The sequence below is a fragment of the Agrobacterium sp. CCNWLW32 genome (assembly GCF_037083425.1).
GTDB lineage: Bacteria > Pseudomonadota > Alphaproteobacteria > Rhizobiales > Rhizobiaceae > Agrobacterium > Agrobacterium radiobacter.
The window spans coordinates 508,588-523,388 of sequence record NZ_JBAOJM010000003.1 but is presented as its reverse complement, the minus strand read 5'-3'; the positions used below and the strand labels follow the sequence as shown (position 1 = coordinate 523,388).

The window sequence follows — 14,801 nt, the reverse complement described above, 5'->3', positions numbered from 1 at the left end:
GCCCCTTCACGGCTGGATGCGTGTCCAGTCGTCTCCCATCTGGTTGCGGAACCAGGTCATCTGCCGTTTGGCATATTGGCGGGTCGCGGCCGCCGATTTTTCGATAACCTCCGCCTCGCCCATGCGCCCGGCCAGCATATCGGCGATCTGGGCAACGCCGATCGCCTTCATTGCCGTTGCATCAGGCGGAAGATTGAGCGCGAGAAGCGCCTGTACCTCCTCCACCGCGCCGCTCTCCATCATCGCCTCAAAACGACGATTGATGCGATCATGCAGCACCGGCCTTTCCGGCAGGACGACGAATTTCTGCGCCCGGTCGGGGTCGATAATCATAGGGCCCCGGGCCTGCTGGAAATCCCGGATCGATTTCCCCGTCGCCTCAAGCACTTCAAGCGCCCGGACGATACGCTGCCCGTCCCCCGGCTGGAGCGTGTCCGCCATGGCCGGATCACGGCCGGCGAGTTCCGCATGAAGGACCGCCGCTCCCTCCTCGACCAGCCGGGCGCGCAATCTCTCGCGGATGTCTTCTGGAATGTTGGGCATGTCGGAGAGGCCGCCCGTCAATGCCTTGAAATAAAGCCCCGTGCCGCCGACGATGACGGGGAAACGCCCCTGCGCCCGTAAATCCGAAAGTAGGGCAGAGATGTCCCGCAGCCATTCACCCGTTGAATAGAGACTGCTCGCCGGCACATGGCCGTAGAGCAGATGCGGAACGCCCTCCATCTCGTCTTCGGATGGCCGGGCGGTCAACACCCGTAGCGTGTCATAAACCTGCATGCTGTCGGCATTGATGACGACGCCGTCCCGCTCCCGCGCCAAACGAAGCGCAAGCGCGGACTTGCCGCTTGCCGTCGGGCCGGTTATCAGGATCGCATCAAAATTCTCATCAAGGTTTTTCATCATGGCTCTCGTTGCCACGCTTATCGCCAATCCGTCAAATCCTGTTCTGACACCGGCCCTCGGCGAAGCGGCCGCGAAGGCCGTCAACGCATCGGGCCTCTACTGGCTGGCCGATGGCATTGCCTGCGATATCGCCCTGCCCTCCGGCGCTGCCATCGAACAGGCACGCAGCGCGATTGCAGCCGCGCTTGCCGGAAAACCGATCGATATCGTCATCCAGGAACAGGATCAGCGGCGCAAGAAGCTTCTGATCGCCGACATGGATTCGACCATGATCGGCCAGGAATGCATCGACGAACTGGCGGCCGAAGTCGGGTTGAAGGACAAGGTCTCAGCCATCACCGCCCGCGCCATGAATGGCGAGATCGCTTTCGAACCTGCTTTGCGTGAGCGTGTGGCGCTGCTGAAGGGCCTGCCGGTCTCTGTCATCGATGACGTCATCGAAAAGCGCATCACGCTGACCCCGGGCGGCAAGGAACTGATCGCCACCATGAAGGCCAAGGGTTATTACACCGCCCTCGTGTCCGGCGGCTTCACCGTCTTCACCGGCCGCGTCTCCGCGATGCTCGGTTTCGACGAGGACCGCGCCAATCTGCTGGGTGAAACCAATGGCGAACTTGATGGCACCGTTGCCGAACCCATCCTCGGTAAACAGGCCAAGGTGGATGCGCTGAACGATATTGCAGCAAAGCTCGGCATTTCGCCGGAAGAGGCAATGGCAGTCGGCGATGGCGCCAACGATCTCGGCATGCTGCATCTGGCCGGCGCGGGCGTGGCCCTGCATGCCAAGCCGGCCGTGGCAGCCGAGGCGCAGATGCGCATCGACCATGGTGATCTGACCGCGCTTCTATACATCCAGGGCTACCGCAAGACGGATTTTGTCACTCCATGATCATCCGAGAGACACAGAGACTCATTCTGCGCGAGTGGAAGGAGAGCGACCGTGACCTGTTCCGCGAAATCAACGCCGACGAAAAGGTCATGGAGTTTTTTCCCTTCCGCCGCAGCCATGCGGAAGCGGACGCCGTGCTGGAAACCATCAACGGCATGATCCGCGGCAGCGGTTACGGCTTCTACGCCATGGAATTGCGCGAGACCGGCGAAGTCATGGGCTTCTGCGGCATTTCCCCCGTCATGAATCTCGACCCGCCCTTCCCGCTCGGAACCATGGAAATCGGCTGGCGGCTCGCCACCCGCTTCTGGGGCCACGGCTATGTCACGGAAGCGGCGCAATCGCTGCTCGTCATGGCCTTCGATGAAAAGGAGACGCCGGAAATCGTCTCCTTTGCCGTGCACAACAACCAGCGTTCAACGCGGGTGATGGAGCGCATCGGCCTCAAGCGTGATCCTTCACGCGATTTCGACCATCCGCGCGTGCCGGAAGAGACGCATCCGCATCTGCGCCCGCATGTGACCTATGCGTTGACGCTGGAGGAGTGGCGGGCGCGATAAGACCCTGCCCGCCAAGCCCGAACATCACTTCACGGCCGCATTGCCGCCATCGGCAAACAACGCCGCTCCGGCGACGAAGCTCGCCATGGGGCTAGCGAGGAAAAGCGCTGCCTGCGCGATTTCCTGCGGCTCAGCGATACGTTTCATCGCATGCAGGCCAGCGGCCCATTCCTTCTGCGCCGCATCGCCGGCTGCCGGTGTATCAACCCCGCCGGGCAGCAGCGCATTGGCACGAATACCGCTGATGGCATAATCGGCGGTAATGCCTTTCACCAGCCCCATCAACGCCGCCTTCGCCGCCCCATAAGCCGCCATGCCCGGTATGCCGACGCTGGTGCCGACGAAGCTTGAGGTGAAGACGATGGAGCCGCCGCCACGCGTCAACATCAGCGGTATCTGGTAACGCGCTCCCAGAAAAGCGGAGGTAAGATTGACGTTGAGTACATCATCCCATTCCGCAGGCGAAATCTCCGCCAGCGGCTTCATGGCCCCCACCGCACCGGCATTATTGACGGCGATATCGAGGCCACCGAACACGCTCACGGCCGCCTCTGCCAGTCGGGAATGGGTTTCGGCAAGACCGGCATCACCCGCAACCGCGTGGACGCGGCCGCCGGTCTCACGAATGTCGGCGGCAACCTCCTGCAGCGCCTTTTCGCCGCGCGCATTGAGAACGACCGCCGCGCCGTGAGCGGCAAACAGCATCGCCGTCGCCCGGCCGATGCCGGATGACGCACCGGTGATGATGGCAACCTTGTTTTCAAGCAATTTCATATCCTTGGCCTCCGTTTAATGGAGCCCAAGGATTAGAGAGCGGCCGGAATGACAACCACCCGATTCCTGACGGATCGGACGAAAGGCGTTTATTCCAGCGGCAGCGCCACGACGCGCAGATTGCCCTGGGCATCCGCCACCATCATATGCGCATTCTTGCGGCCTTCGGATTTCAGGCCGTTGACGCGCACCAGCACATCGCCCGGAACCTCCATGAAGTCCTGCCCGACCTCGACGATGATATCGCCGGCCTTCATGCCCTTCTGTTCGGCGGGCGAGCCCGGATCGACGCTGGCGACAAGCACGCCTTCCACGCTTTCGGCAATGCCCTTTTCGGTGCGCAGCTCGTTGCTCAGCACCACGAGATTCATGCCGAGCACGCTCTGCGGTGCTTCACGCACTTCCGGCGTCTGGTCCTGCGCCTGATCGTCGGTGCCGCCATCGTCTTCCGGTACGACCACACCGCCATCGCCGTCTTCGCTCTGTTGGTCCTCGGCCGAGGCCTTCTCATCCGTCGCATCCTGCAACTGGCCGAGCTTGACCTTGACGGTCTCCTCCTTGCCATCACGCAGGATCACCACATCGACGTCCTTGCCGACAGGGCTTTCCGCCACGATCCGCAAAAGGTCGCGCATCTCGTGAATATCCTTGCCGTCGAATTTCAGCACGACATCGCCGGCCTGGATCGGGCCATTTTCCACCGGTCCGCCCTTGGCGACGCCGGAGATAAGCGCACCCTTGGCGCTATCCATGCCGAGGCTTGCCGCCACATCGTCGGTGACGGGCTGGACACGAACACCCAGCCAGCCGCGGCGCGTCTCACCGAATTCGATGAGCTGCTGGACGATATTCTGGGCAAGCTCCGTCGGCACGGCGAATCCGATACCGATCGAACCGCCGCTCGGCGAAATGATCGCCGTATTGATGCCGATCACCTCGCCCTTCATGTTGAAGAGCGGACCGCCGGAATTGCCCTTGTTGATGGCCGCATCCGTCTGGATGAAATTGTCATAGGGGCCGGCATTGATATTACGCCCGCGCGCGGAAATAACACCGACCGTCAGCGATCCACCAAGGCCGAAGGGATTGCCGATGGCCATCACCCAGTCGCCGATGCGCATGCTGCGCGAATCACCGAACTTGACGGCCTTCAACGGCGTTTTCGGCTCCACCTTCAAGACGGAAAGGTCGGTTTTCGTATCGGTGCCAACCAGCGTCGCCTTGAGCTTCGAACCGTTAGGGAAAATCACCTCGATGGCGTCGGCACCCTCGATGACGTGGTTGTTGGTGACGACGTAACCGGCCGGGTCGATCACGAAACCGGACCCCAGCGAATTGACCTTTTCACCGCCTTCCGGCTTCTGGCTGTCGAAATAATCCTTGAAGAATTCCTGGAAGGGCGAACCCTCCGGCAGTTTCGGCGGAACCGGGCCCTTGCCGTCGGTCTTGACGTTCTGCGAGGTGGAAATATTCACCACCGCGTCGAGAAGCGGCTCAGCAAGATCAGCCACCGATTCCGGCCCATGGCTCTGCGCCAATGCCGCAACCGGTGCCGTAAGGCTACCCGCCACAAGCGCGATGCCCGCGATTGCGGCGATGCTGCTGCGAAAAGGCGAAAGAAGGGTCACGGCCATAAGCGTCCTCGCGTTTCAAATAGTCCTGCCCTGCATATATCGGCAAAGCATAAGGCGGAATGATGAAGTGTAAAAATACCTTTTCGTGAACAGGCGGGGGACGCCTTGCCCGTAGTCACAGCTTTGGCACGAAAACGGACCAAAAAGAAAGGGCCGGTAAAAACCGGCCCTCCAAAATCATTTTATCCGTTATCAGTTCGCCGGCGCCGGCGCAGGTGCGGCAGGTGCCGCGGAAGGCACACCGTCGATGTTGTTGAAATAACGGAAGAAGGTAGAGTCCGGAGACAGAACCAGCGTCGTGCCTGTTCCGCTCAGTGAGCTGGAATAGGCGGCCATCGAGCGATAGAACTCGAAGAAGCTCGGGTCGCGCTGGAAAGCTTCACCGAACACCTTGTTACGCTCCGCATCGCCTTCACCGCGCAGCACTTCGGACTGACGACGCGCGTCGGATTCGAATTCCACGACCTGACGGTCGGCGATAGCGCGGCGACGCTGCGCTTCTTCGTTACCACGGGCGCGGATCAGTTCGGCCTCGGCCAGACGTTCCGACTTCATGCGCTCGAAGGTCTGCTGCGAGACTTCCTGCGTCAGGTCGGTACGGCGAATGCGCACGTCAACGATGCTGATGCCGAGTGATTCCGCATCGGGACGCAGATCGTCACGCACTTCCTGCATCATCGATGCACGTGCATCCGAGAGCGCGGATTCGAAGCCACGCAGACCGTAGACCCGGCGCAGCGATGCGTCGAGACGGGTACGCAGGCGCGATTCCGCCGACATCTGGTCACCCGAGACCGTCTGCCGGAAGCGGCGTGCATCCGTGATGCGATAGACCACGAAGGCATCAACCTCGTAGAACTTGCCGCCGGAGACCTGAACACGGATATTGTCGTGATCAAAGCGCAGCGCGCGGTTTTCGACATATTGTACGCGGTCGGCGTCCATGAAGGCGAAGGGCAGCTTGAAATAGAGGCCCGGCGCGGTTTTGACATCCTGGATTTCACCGAAGCGAACGACGATGGCCTGCTGGCGCTCGTTGACGACGAAGATCGACGAATAACCGAGGAAAAGCACGACGGCGAGGCCGACGAGAATGGCCGTAAGACGGTTGCCCATATTAGTTGCCTCCCTGCTGTGCCGCGCCCGGATTGCCGCGCATGATCTCGTTCAGAGGCAGATAAGGCACCACACCCTGTTTTTCGTCGATGATGACCTTGTTGGAGCCCTTCAGGACCTGTTCCATCGTTTCCAGGAACATGCGCTGACGGGTTACATCAGGCGCGGTGCGATACTGGTCGTAGATGGAGATGAAACGCTGCGCTTCACCCTGTGCCTCGTTGACGACACGCGACTTGTAGGCGTTCGCTTCTTCGAGGATCTGCGCGGCCTGACCGCGGGCGGCACCGAGCTTCTGGTTGGCGTATTGGTTGGCTTCCTGAACGAAGCGGTCTTCGTCCTGTTCGGCGCGCTGCACTTCATCGAAGGCGTCGGCCACTTCGCGCGGCGGCGCCGCGTCTTCAATAGCCACCGCATTGATGGAGATGCCGGCGCCATAACCGTCCATCGTGGACTGGATGATGGTGCGCACATCCGCTGCGATCGCCTGACGGTTATCGCGGAAGATGTCCTGTGCCGGACGACGGCCGACGACTTCGCGCATGGCGCTTTCGGAAACCTGCTGCAGGGTTTCAGCCGGGCTGTCGACGTTGAAGAGGTAGGATTTCGGATCGGAGACCGTATAGAGCACCGAGAACTGCACGTTGACGATGTTCTGGTCGCCGGTCAGCATCACGCCGCTCGCTGAAGACGACGAAGCGCGCGAACCGATATTCTGCTGCTGCTCGGTCACCTTGACGATTTCCACCGTCTCGATCGGCCACAGATGGAAATGCAGGCCCGGCATCGAAATTTCATCCTTCGGACGCCCGAAACGCAGCTCCACGCCGCGCTCGTCCGGCTGGACGGTGTAGATGGACTGGATGCCGAGGAAAACCAGAACGACGAGAACAACGATCGCAACCGCGCCGCCGTTGAAGCCGCCCGGCAGGACATTCCTGAAACGGTCCTGGCTGCGCCGGATGATCTCTTCCAGATCAGGAGGGCCGCCATTGCCGCCGCCACCGCCGCGAGGCCGGTTAGGCCCCTGCCCCCATGGGCCGCCACCGCCGCCCTGGTTGTTTCCTCCACCGCCGCCGCCCCAAGGGCCGCCGCCGCCATTCTGATTGCTCCAGGGCATCAATACCTCTTTATAAAAGCCTCTCCCGATTCCGTTCGAAAGCGATTGCTCGCGTGCGGCGGGAATATCGACCCGTTATAAGAAGGAGAAGCGTCCGTTTCAACGCAGAGGTGGTAACTAAATACCCAATCGGGGTAAATAGTTCACTTTGACGCGGCTCTGCGCACATAAGTGGTGAACAGAACGGGATAATTGTCCCTTTCCCCTGCGGGAGCGGGGGTTTCCTCGGTTTTCTCAAAAACGCCGGGATCGATTTCCGGAAAAAAAGTGTCTCCATCCAGCTTTACCGCCACATGGGTGACGGAAAGTTGATCGGCAAAGGGCATGGCCTGACGGTAAATCTCGCCGCCGCCGGCCACGAAAACCTCATCCACACCCAGTTCCGCAGCCTTGGTTTTTGCAAGCTTCATGGCCTCGTCCAGCGACGAGACGACATCCACACCTTCAGGCCGGTAGTCGGCATTGCGGCTGACGATGATATGCGGACGGCCCGGCAGGGGGCGCTCGCCGACGGATAAAAATGTCTTGCGGCCCATGATGAGCGGCTTGCCCATCGTCATCGCCTTGAAGCGCTTGAGGTCAGTGGAAAGCTTCCACGGCATGTCGAGGTCGCGGCCGATGACGCCGTTTTCGGACACCGCGACGATGATGGTGACGCGCGGCTCACTCATACCGCGATCGGCGCCTTGATGCTTGAATCGGCCTCGTAGTTCTCAAGCGTAAAGTCTTCGAACTTAAAGCCGAAAAGGTCCTTCACATCAGGGTTGAGGCGCATCGTCGGCAAGGCCTTGGGTGTGCGCGTCATCTGCAGCTGCGCCTGTTCGAAATGGTTGGCATAGATATGCGCATCGCCGAGCGTATGGACGAAATCGCCGGGCTTCAGCCCCGTCACCTGCGCCACCATCAGCGTCAGGAGCGCATAGGAGGCGATATTGAACGGCACGCCGAGGAAAATATCCGCCGAGCGCTGGTAAAGCTGGCAGGAGAGCTTGCCGTCGGAAACATAGAACTGGAACAGGCAATGGCAGGGCGGCAACGCCATCTCGTCCACCAGCGCGGGGTTCCAGGCCGAAACGATGTGGCGACGGGAATTGGGATTGGTTTTCAGGGCCTCGATCAGAAGCGCGATCTGGTCGATATGGCGACCGTCAGGCGCCGGCCAGGAGCGCCACTGTGCACCATAGACGGGGCCGAGATCGCCATTCTCGTCAGCCCATTCATCCCAGATGGAAACGCCATTTTCCTTGAGATAGGCAATATTGGTATCGCCCCTCAGGAACCACAGGAGTTCATGGATGATCGAGCGCAGATGCAGCTTCTTGGTGGTAAGAACCGGAAAACCTTGCGCAAGGTCGAAACGCATCTGGTAACCGAAAACCGAGCGCGTGCCCGTGCCGGTGCGGTCTCCACGGTCGGAGCCGGTTTCCATGACATGCCGGAGAAGATCGAGATATTGTTTCATGCGTTCTGCCGCCGATTCCCTGATATCGAGGGAATATAATAGCACAGGGCGGCAGAACCAATCACCTAATGCGGGCTTATCCCCGGATCAAATCAAAGCGACTGAAGCTTACCCAGTTCCTTGGCGACCAGATAGTAGAAAGTCACGCGCGACTTGGAGCGGTCCGCGGCCATGGCCTTGGCGACAGCATCGATCGCCTGATCGGCTGCACCGTCGGTAACGCCGAGCTTCTTGCCGCACCAGCTCGCCTTCACGCGCGCAAGCTCTTCCGGATCGGAAGCGGACACCAGCGAGGAATCCCGGTTGCGCAGGGCAATGCCGAGATGCTTGACGATCTTGCCGACAACGGCTTCGTCGGCTGCTGCGTCGTATTTCTTCACATCTGCGAGATAGTCAGTCATGTCCACTCCTTCGTGTGTCCCCGGCCCGGTGTTGCTTCTGGTGACCGGTTGCAGGGAGAATGGGACAGCAATCCCTCGTCGTCAAGAATTGTCTAAAGTGCGGGCCGCAATCACGAAACCTTTTCATGGAATTGTCATCACCCCCCTTTTCTCGGGCGGGCGAAACGCCTATATGAGCCTTGCCGGGGCAACCCGGCTATGGCGATAAACGGTCGGTGTAATAAACCTATTGGACCCGGGGGCGGTACCCGGCGCCTCCACCAAAAACCGGCGGGCTTTTCAAGATGAAGGCCGGCTTTTGATGGGGGCGAAATAGGATCGACAAGGGCGTAAAGATCGAACTTTTGCTCGGCATGATACCGCCGTTATCGGGTCACAAGTGTAGTTGCAAATGACAACAACGCTAAGGAATATGCTCTCGCTGCCTAATGGCGGTGCGGGAATTCCGCTCTAAGTCCTCACGGTTAGCCCCGTGAGGCGGGGTTCGGAGGTACCTGGCAACAGAAACCTCCACCTTCTCCATTTTGCCTGAATTGATTATATGATAGCTGACTTGCGAACGGCGTAGGCTTTTCCGTTGCTGCCGTTCAGGACATTGCGTATACTTGGGCAACGCGTGAGCGTCAGGATCGGAAATGATCCCGGCTCAAGGATTACGCGAAGATTCAAAGTGTTACAGCGTCCTTGGCGCGCGAGCCGCGCCGCACATGAAAAGACGTTCGAATAAGGGAAAGACAGGACCGCATGGGGCAGGATCATATCCGTTACGACATTCTCGCACAGGATGCCCTTCGCGGCGTTATTCGTAAGGTTTTGGGTGAAGTGGCCGCAACCAGCCGCCTGCCCGGCGACCACCATTTCTTCATTACATTCCTGACCGGCGCGCCGGGCGTGCGGATTTCCCAGCACCTCAAGGCGAAATATGCCGAACAGATGACCATCGTCATCCAGCACCAGTTCTGGGACCTCAAAGTAACCGAAACCGGCTTTGAAATCGGCCTCTCCTTCTCTGATACGCCGGAAAAGCTGGTCATTCCCTATAATGCCATCAGAGGTTTCTACGATCCTTCCGTCAATTTCGAACTCGAATTCGACGTGCCTCTGGCCGAAGAAGAAGAGATGGAAGAAGCCGAAATCACCGCTTATCCCGTTTCCCATGAGCCGAAGCCGGCTGCCGCTTCCGAAACGCCCAAGGCCGGCGAGGAAAAGAAGGAAGGCTCGGTCGTTTCGCTGGATGCCTTCCGCAAGAAGCAATAACGGCTTACCCCGAGCGTACGAGATCCGAGGAGACATATCCCCATGGCGGCCGATATCGTCAATCTACGTCAGTTTCGGAAACAGAAAGCCCGTAGCGAAAAAGAAAAGCAGGCGGAGCAGAACCGCCTGTCCTTCGGCCGCGGCAAGGCGGAAAAAAATCTCACATCAGCCCTGAACGAAAAAGCCGAAAAGGCGCTCGATCAGGGGCGGCTCGAAAAACCCGATGACGCGGTCGGCAAAGACTGACAAGCCGACAGACCGCGCGAATTTCGGGACTATCGGAAAAGAATCGCAAAACAGGGACTTGCTGGGGAGATATGATTCAGACCTCCAACCGGATCCACCGGAGACCGATCTGATGATCCGCAAGCACTCCGCGACGTTGCACGGCCACCGCACCAGCATTTCACTCGAGGACGCCTTCTGGGACGAGCTGAAAATCATTGCGGACAGACGCAAGATCAGTTTCGCGGCCCTGCTTGCCGAAATAGATGACAACCGCGCCGCCGACAGCAATCTGTCCTCGTCGCTGCGGGTTTATGTGCTGAACTGGCTGAAAAACCGCTGAGATTTTCTGACGTACGGTAAAGACACGCAATCGATCACGACCTGCGATGCCTCTATCCGGATTTGTCGTCCTAGACTACAAAAATTACTGCCGAAAACTCGTAACGCCGTGAAAGCATTCATTAAACATTAGCGGCCTAGTCTGCGCTGCAAGGCATTTCCCGTATTGCGTAGCCTTGCTTTCAAATACTGTTTCCAGACCTTTCCCATCCACCACGAGGCGTTCCGGGGCTCCCCCCGTTAGGGAACGAGTTTGCCGTGAGATTCTCGGCTCATGCTCGAGGATGATGCAACGTTCCGGGACAGGTTTCCGCACTTTCGCAATATGAAGGCCGATCAGCCTTACCCTGCCCGCAAGCTTACGGCGTGGCAGGAGCGTTTTCCGGCGCCAGTTGCCGGATGGCGTTTTCCGTCGGAGGCACCACCAGAACCGGCGCGGATTGCCGCTCGGGTACCGGCTGTTGCCCCTGTTCCTGCTGCTGTTGTTGCAACCGCTCCTGCTGTTCCTTTTCCTGGCGCAGACGTTCTTCGGCTGCCGCCTTCAGACGCGCCTCTTCGTCAGCCTTGGCCTTGGCTTCCGCCTCCGCCCGCTCCTTCTCGGCCTGCCGCTCGGCCGCCTGAGAGCGATAAAGCGCGACTTCGCGGCGCAGGCGCTGCTTTTCAAGAACACTCGCCTGCATGGCCTCCACCCGGCGGCGTTCCTTTTCGAAAGCCCTGAGCGACAGGTAATTGCTGAGCGCTGAAACATCGGTCGTCAAAGCCGGCGCGGCAAGCGGACCGTTATAGTTGAGACGCACCGATGGCTCGGCCCCTGCGACCGTTTCGGTACCGGGATTGAACAGAAGATCGAGGTCGCCATTCACGGTCGAAGCCGCAAGATCAACCGTCGCGTCGGCCGTCAGCGTTACGGGATCGATCCCCGCACGCAGATTCTGGAAATGAAGCGCGCCGCCATTCAGCGAGAACGGCAAGGCCACATCGCCAAGCCCGATTTCACCCTGCCACAGGCTCTGGTCCACCAGCGGCCGCACCTTGGGCGCGTCGATCGGCTGCTGCAAACCATCAGCCGCCTGCAGGATCGGCGGGAAGGCACCGGGATTAAGTCCCTTCAGCACAAGCCCGCTGGCCCTAATTTCACCCGATCCACCCGCTGATTTCAGCATCTCACCGACACTTTTGCCCGTCGATTCGGCCGTCAGGTCAACGGCCACCCGACCTGTCGCAACCGGCCCGTTGGCATTGGCCCAAAGGATCGGCTCCGGATTGGCATCGGTCACCGCGATCTTGGTGCGGAAAATGCCCGCACCTTCGCCCGTCGACATGGCAAGCCGCCCCGTCAGCTTACCGCCCATGAAGGTGCCGGCAACGTCATCGAGCGACAGACTGCCCGCATCATGCGTGACCCTGGCCGAAACACCGGTGACGGTACCAAAGGGACCGGCCTCGAAGCTTTCCGCTTTCAAGGCGAGCGAAGCCTTGAGCTGCGGGAAGGCTGGCATGGCCAGAGGCTTGGCATTGAGCGCTCCGGTTTCCGGGTCGATCACCGGCCCATAGATCGCATCCCCCAGCCAGGCGAGTTCGACGGTTCTGACGGAGAGATCACCGTCTACAGGATGGGGCGTGGCACGCTGGAATGTCAGATTGCCCGAGAAAGGGTTTCCGCCCGCCTGCCCGCCGATCGAGGAAAGTGCGATCTTTTGCCCGTCCACCGCCACTTTCGCATTGGCCTTCAGCGCCATGCCGCCGCCAAGCTGCGGCAGACCGACAGCGTTCATGATGAGGTATGGCTCGATGTCAGCGCTTTCGAGCGCCACATCGGCGCTGCCCTCGCCGAAATTGGCGGCCGAAACGGCAAAGGAACCGTTCATCGAAAAATGCGTCCGTTCCGTCGAGAAGCGCAGCTCCGTCTGGGCGGGTGAGCCGAGCGTGCCGTTGAGCTTGACCGAGAGAAGTCCTTCGCCATCCGCATCAAAAGGCAGCGGATCAAGCCCCGCCTGCCCGAACAGGATTGCGGTCGACTGGTTCTTCAGGACGGCTTCCAGCGACATGGCCGTATCATCGGTGATCGACAGGAAATCTGGCATCTTGGCAACGGCCGAGAGCCGGCTGCCATTGACGGTGCCGGAGACGGCGACATTGGCCCCGCCATTTTCGCTGTTGACGGAAACATCCATGGCAAGGTCGGAATTGGCGTACCATGGCGCGCTCGCCGCCAGACGGCTGAGGAATGGATGGTTTGGCAATTTCTGCTGCAGCATGGTGAAGAAAGGCTGCATGTCCGCAGCATGCAGGTTCACCGTGCCCTTGCCGGAATAATTCAGCAGCGAACCCTGCAATTGCCCTCTGGCCTTCACCTCCGCGCCGGCAATATCGCCGGCCGTCATGTTTTCAAGCGAGAGAATCCCGCCGGCCATGGTGAAGGCGGTTTCGACGTGATTGGCGGTCACACCGGCCATGTTGAACCGGTCGGCCTTGAATTTTGCGGTAATGCGGTGGTCGAGGACGGAACTGCCGACCTGATCGCCAAGCGCCAGACTGCCGAGCGCCCTCAGCGCATCGAGATCGATTTCGTTGCCCGACAGATCAATGGAGAGATTGGAAGTCTTGCCGTCGGAACGCCGCTCCAGCTCGCCCTTCAGCGAGGCATCGCCGATCGCAAGCTCCAGATTGTCGAAACGCTGATTGAGCGTCGTCAGTGAAACATCGGCGGAAAAACCGGCGGCATTGAGCTGGCGGATCGCCGGATCGACGGAACCGGAAAGCCAGTTCGCCAGCCCCGAAGGCTGGTTGGAGGCGAGCAGCAGATTGCCGTTGAAAGCGGGGCCGCCAAGCAGCGTCAGCGATCCCTTGGCTTCAAGCTGGGTCCTGCCCGGCAGCGTCGCCACGGCATTCACCACCTGCCAGCCACTGCCTTCCGGGCGCACATCCAGCCGGATGTCGCGGATGGTCGTATCGTCGGAAACGAGTGCGGGAAGGCTGATGCTCGCTTTGCCCGGCACCGGCGGAACCGGGATGCGGGCCACCATGGCCGCAAAGGCTTCAATGCGCTGGCGAACCGAGGCGGTGGGCTGGCGTGAGGTCTTGCCCGTTTGCACGACAGGCGGCGCGAAGCGGGCGACATCTATCTGCTGGCCGTCGGCCGTCAGCAGGAACTCTGGCTTGGCGCCGGTATCGAGCGTCGCCTCGCCCGTCACGACATAGGGATTTTCGCTGCCGCCGAGTTCCATGCGGTAACTCGGGATACGCACGCTTTCATTGGTCAGTTCAAAACTGCCGCGGGTGCGCGGCGAAGAAAACAGCGATTGGCCCGCCTGCTGCTTCTGCTTTTCATCCTCACGGAAACTGAAGGAGAAAGAACCGCTATAAGCGGGCTTTCCCGCCGTTGCAGCAATCGCACCATCGAGATCGACCTCGACCGGATGTTCGTCAGGCACCACGCGGACCCTGAGGCCCATGCGGCCGGCGGCATAATCCGGCTCGCTGCTGGAGAGCGAGAACGACCCCGGATGCCCGTCAATGGCGGCGCGCCCTTCGGCCTTCCACGGCCCGGCCAGCGAATTGGCGGACATGTCGGCGTTGAGACCGGTCACCACGCGATTGCGGCCGGATTGCTCGTCGATGAATTCGATCTGCCCGCCTTCGATCTGCACGCTTTCCAGAACCACGGTGCGGGCGGGAATTTCCGCCCGGCTGCCGCGCATCCAGTCCAGCGTGCCATCTTTCAGCAGCCTGATCTTCGCCTTGGGCTCCTCGATGCGCATGTCGAAGATGCGGGCCTCGCCCGAAAGGAAAGGCGCAAGCTCGGCATCCATGGAAAAACGCGCGACCTGAATGAGCGGCGATCCATCCGCATCCGTTCCGGCGCGCACATCATGCAGCGTTACCGAGGGGAAAGGCAGGATGCGGGCCTCAACGCGGCCATGCACAACCACCTTCTTGCCGAGAATACGGCTCGCCTGGTCTTCAAAATCGCGGCGGAAATCCGTCCAGTCGACGAAATAGGGAATAAGCAGCGCCGAGAACAGCACCACGGCCAGCAGTCCGCCCAGAAAAACCAGAATACGCCCGAGCACTGACCTGCATCTCCCTTCGCGAACGCTGCAAACCTATTCTTTTCT

The 14,801-nt window shown here is 60.2% G+C and carries 14 protein-coding genes and 1 other RNA gene; 6 read left to right on the top strand and 9 right to left on the bottom strand.

Annotated features, from left to right (window positions below; all coding sequences use genetic code 11):
- Window positions 1-6 precede the first annotated feature (6 nt).
- Complete coding sequence (gene miaA, locus V6R85_RS09800; protein WP_035213141.1) at window positions 7-903, bottom strand: tRNA (adenosine(37)-N6)-dimethylallyltransferase MiaA; 897 nt, start codon at window positions 901-903, stop codon at window positions 7-9.
- Between miaA and serB the strand changes: the two genes are divergently transcribed.
- A complete protein-coding gene (gene serB, locus V6R85_RS09795) occupies window positions 902-1,792 on the top strand; it encodes a phosphoserine phosphatase SerB (RefSeq protein WP_099086071.1) in 891 nt (296 codons plus the stop codon). The genes miaA and serB overlap by 2 nt on opposite strands.
- Complete coding sequence (locus V6R85_RS09790) at window positions 1,789-2,352, top strand: GNAT family N-acetyltransferase (RefSeq protein ID WP_003507545.1); 564 nt, start codon at window positions 1,789-1,791, stop codon at window positions 2,350-2,352. The genes serB and V6R85_RS09790 overlap by 4 nt, the downstream gene beginning before the upstream one ends.
- Window positions 2,353-2,376: 24 nt before the next feature.
- On the opposite strand, the gene V6R85_RS09785 is transcribed toward V6R85_RS09790, so the two are convergent.
- The 7 genes from V6R85_RS09785 to V6R85_RS09755 all read right to left on the bottom strand — a co-directional run bounded on the left by V6R85_RS09785 (window position 2,377) and on the right by V6R85_RS09755 (window position 8,859).
- On the bottom strand, window positions 2,377-3,126 hold the full coding sequence (locus tag V6R85_RS09785; RefSeq protein WP_111781729.1) for an SDR family oxidoreductase: 750 nt from the start codon (window positions 3,124-3,126) through the stop codon (window positions 2,377-2,379).
- Window positions 3,127-3,215: 89 nt separating this feature from the next.
- Window positions 3,216-4,760, bottom strand: coding sequence for a Do family serine endopeptidase (locus V6R85_RS09780; RefSeq protein ID WP_111834745.1), 1,545 nt, complete (start codon window positions 4,758-4,760; stop codon window positions 3,216-3,218).
- Window positions 4,761-4,952: 192 nt separating this feature from the next.
- Window positions 4,953-5,876, bottom strand: a complete 924-nt coding sequence (gene hflC, locus V6R85_RS09775; protein ID WP_060727395.1) for a protease modulator HflC — start codon at window positions 5,874-5,876, stop codon at window positions 4,953-4,955.
- A gap of 1 nt (window position 5,877) precedes the next feature.
- On the bottom strand, window positions 5,878-6,996 hold the full coding sequence (gene hflK, locus V6R85_RS09770) for an FtsH protease activity modulator HflK (protein ID WP_003507538.1): 1,119 nt from the start codon (window positions 6,994-6,996) through the stop codon (window positions 5,878-5,880).
- A gap of 143 nt (window positions 6,997-7,139) precedes the next feature.
- Window positions 7,140-7,667 carry a dihydrofolate reductase gene (locus V6R85_RS09765; protein ID WP_111781731.1) on the bottom strand — a complete coding sequence of 176 codons (528 nt, stop codon included), beginning with the start codon at window positions 7,665-7,667 and terminating at the stop codon, window positions 7,140-7,142.
- On the bottom strand, window positions 7,664-8,458 hold the full coding sequence (locus V6R85_RS09760) for a thymidylate synthase (RefSeq protein ID WP_111834744.1): 795 nt from the start codon (window positions 8,456-8,458) through the stop codon (window positions 7,664-7,666). The genes V6R85_RS09765 and V6R85_RS09760 overlap by 4 nt, the downstream gene beginning before the upstream one ends.
- A gap of 92 nt (window positions 8,459-8,550) precedes the next feature.
- Window positions 8,551-8,859 carry a DUF2853 family protein gene (locus V6R85_RS09755; protein ID WP_060727396.1) on the bottom strand — a complete coding sequence of 103 codons (309 nt, stop codon included), beginning with the start codon at window positions 8,857-8,859 and terminating at the stop codon, window positions 8,551-8,553.
- 142 nt (window positions 8,860-9,001) lie between these two features.
- On the opposite strand from V6R85_RS09755, the gene ssrA reads away from it, so the two are divergent.
- From ssrA to V6R85_RS09735, 4 genes are all read left to right on the top strand, one after another.
- Window positions 9,002-9,374, top strand: a transfer-messenger RNA (tmRNA) gene (ssrA, locus tag V6R85_RS09750).
- Window positions 9,375-9,603: 229 nt separating this feature from the next.
- Window positions 9,604-10,116, top strand: coding sequence for an SspB family protein (locus V6R85_RS09745; protein WP_020009331.1), 513 nt, complete (start codon window positions 9,604-9,606; stop codon window positions 10,114-10,116).
- 42 nt (window positions 10,117-10,158) lie between these two features.
- Window positions 10,159-10,362: a DUF4169 family protein gene (locus V6R85_RS09740; protein WP_111834743.1), complete on the top strand. Its 204-nt coding sequence runs from the start codon at window positions 10,159-10,161 to the stop codon at window positions 10,360-10,362.
- Window positions 10,363-10,474: 112 nt separating this feature from the next.
- Entirely contained in the window at window positions 10,475-10,684 is a 210-nt protein-coding gene (locus V6R85_RS09735; RefSeq protein WP_003507527.1) for a ribbon-helix-helix domain-containing protein, read from the top strand.
- Window positions 10,685-11,042: 358 nt separating this feature from the next.
- On the opposite strand, the gene V6R85_RS09730 is transcribed toward V6R85_RS09735, so the two are convergent.
- Window positions 11,043-14,756: an AsmA family protein gene (locus V6R85_RS09730; RefSeq protein ID WP_111834742.1), complete on the bottom strand. Its 3,714-nt coding sequence runs from the start codon at window positions 14,754-14,756 to the stop codon at window positions 11,043-11,045.
- Between the last annotated feature and the right edge of the window lie 45 nt (window positions 14,757-14,801).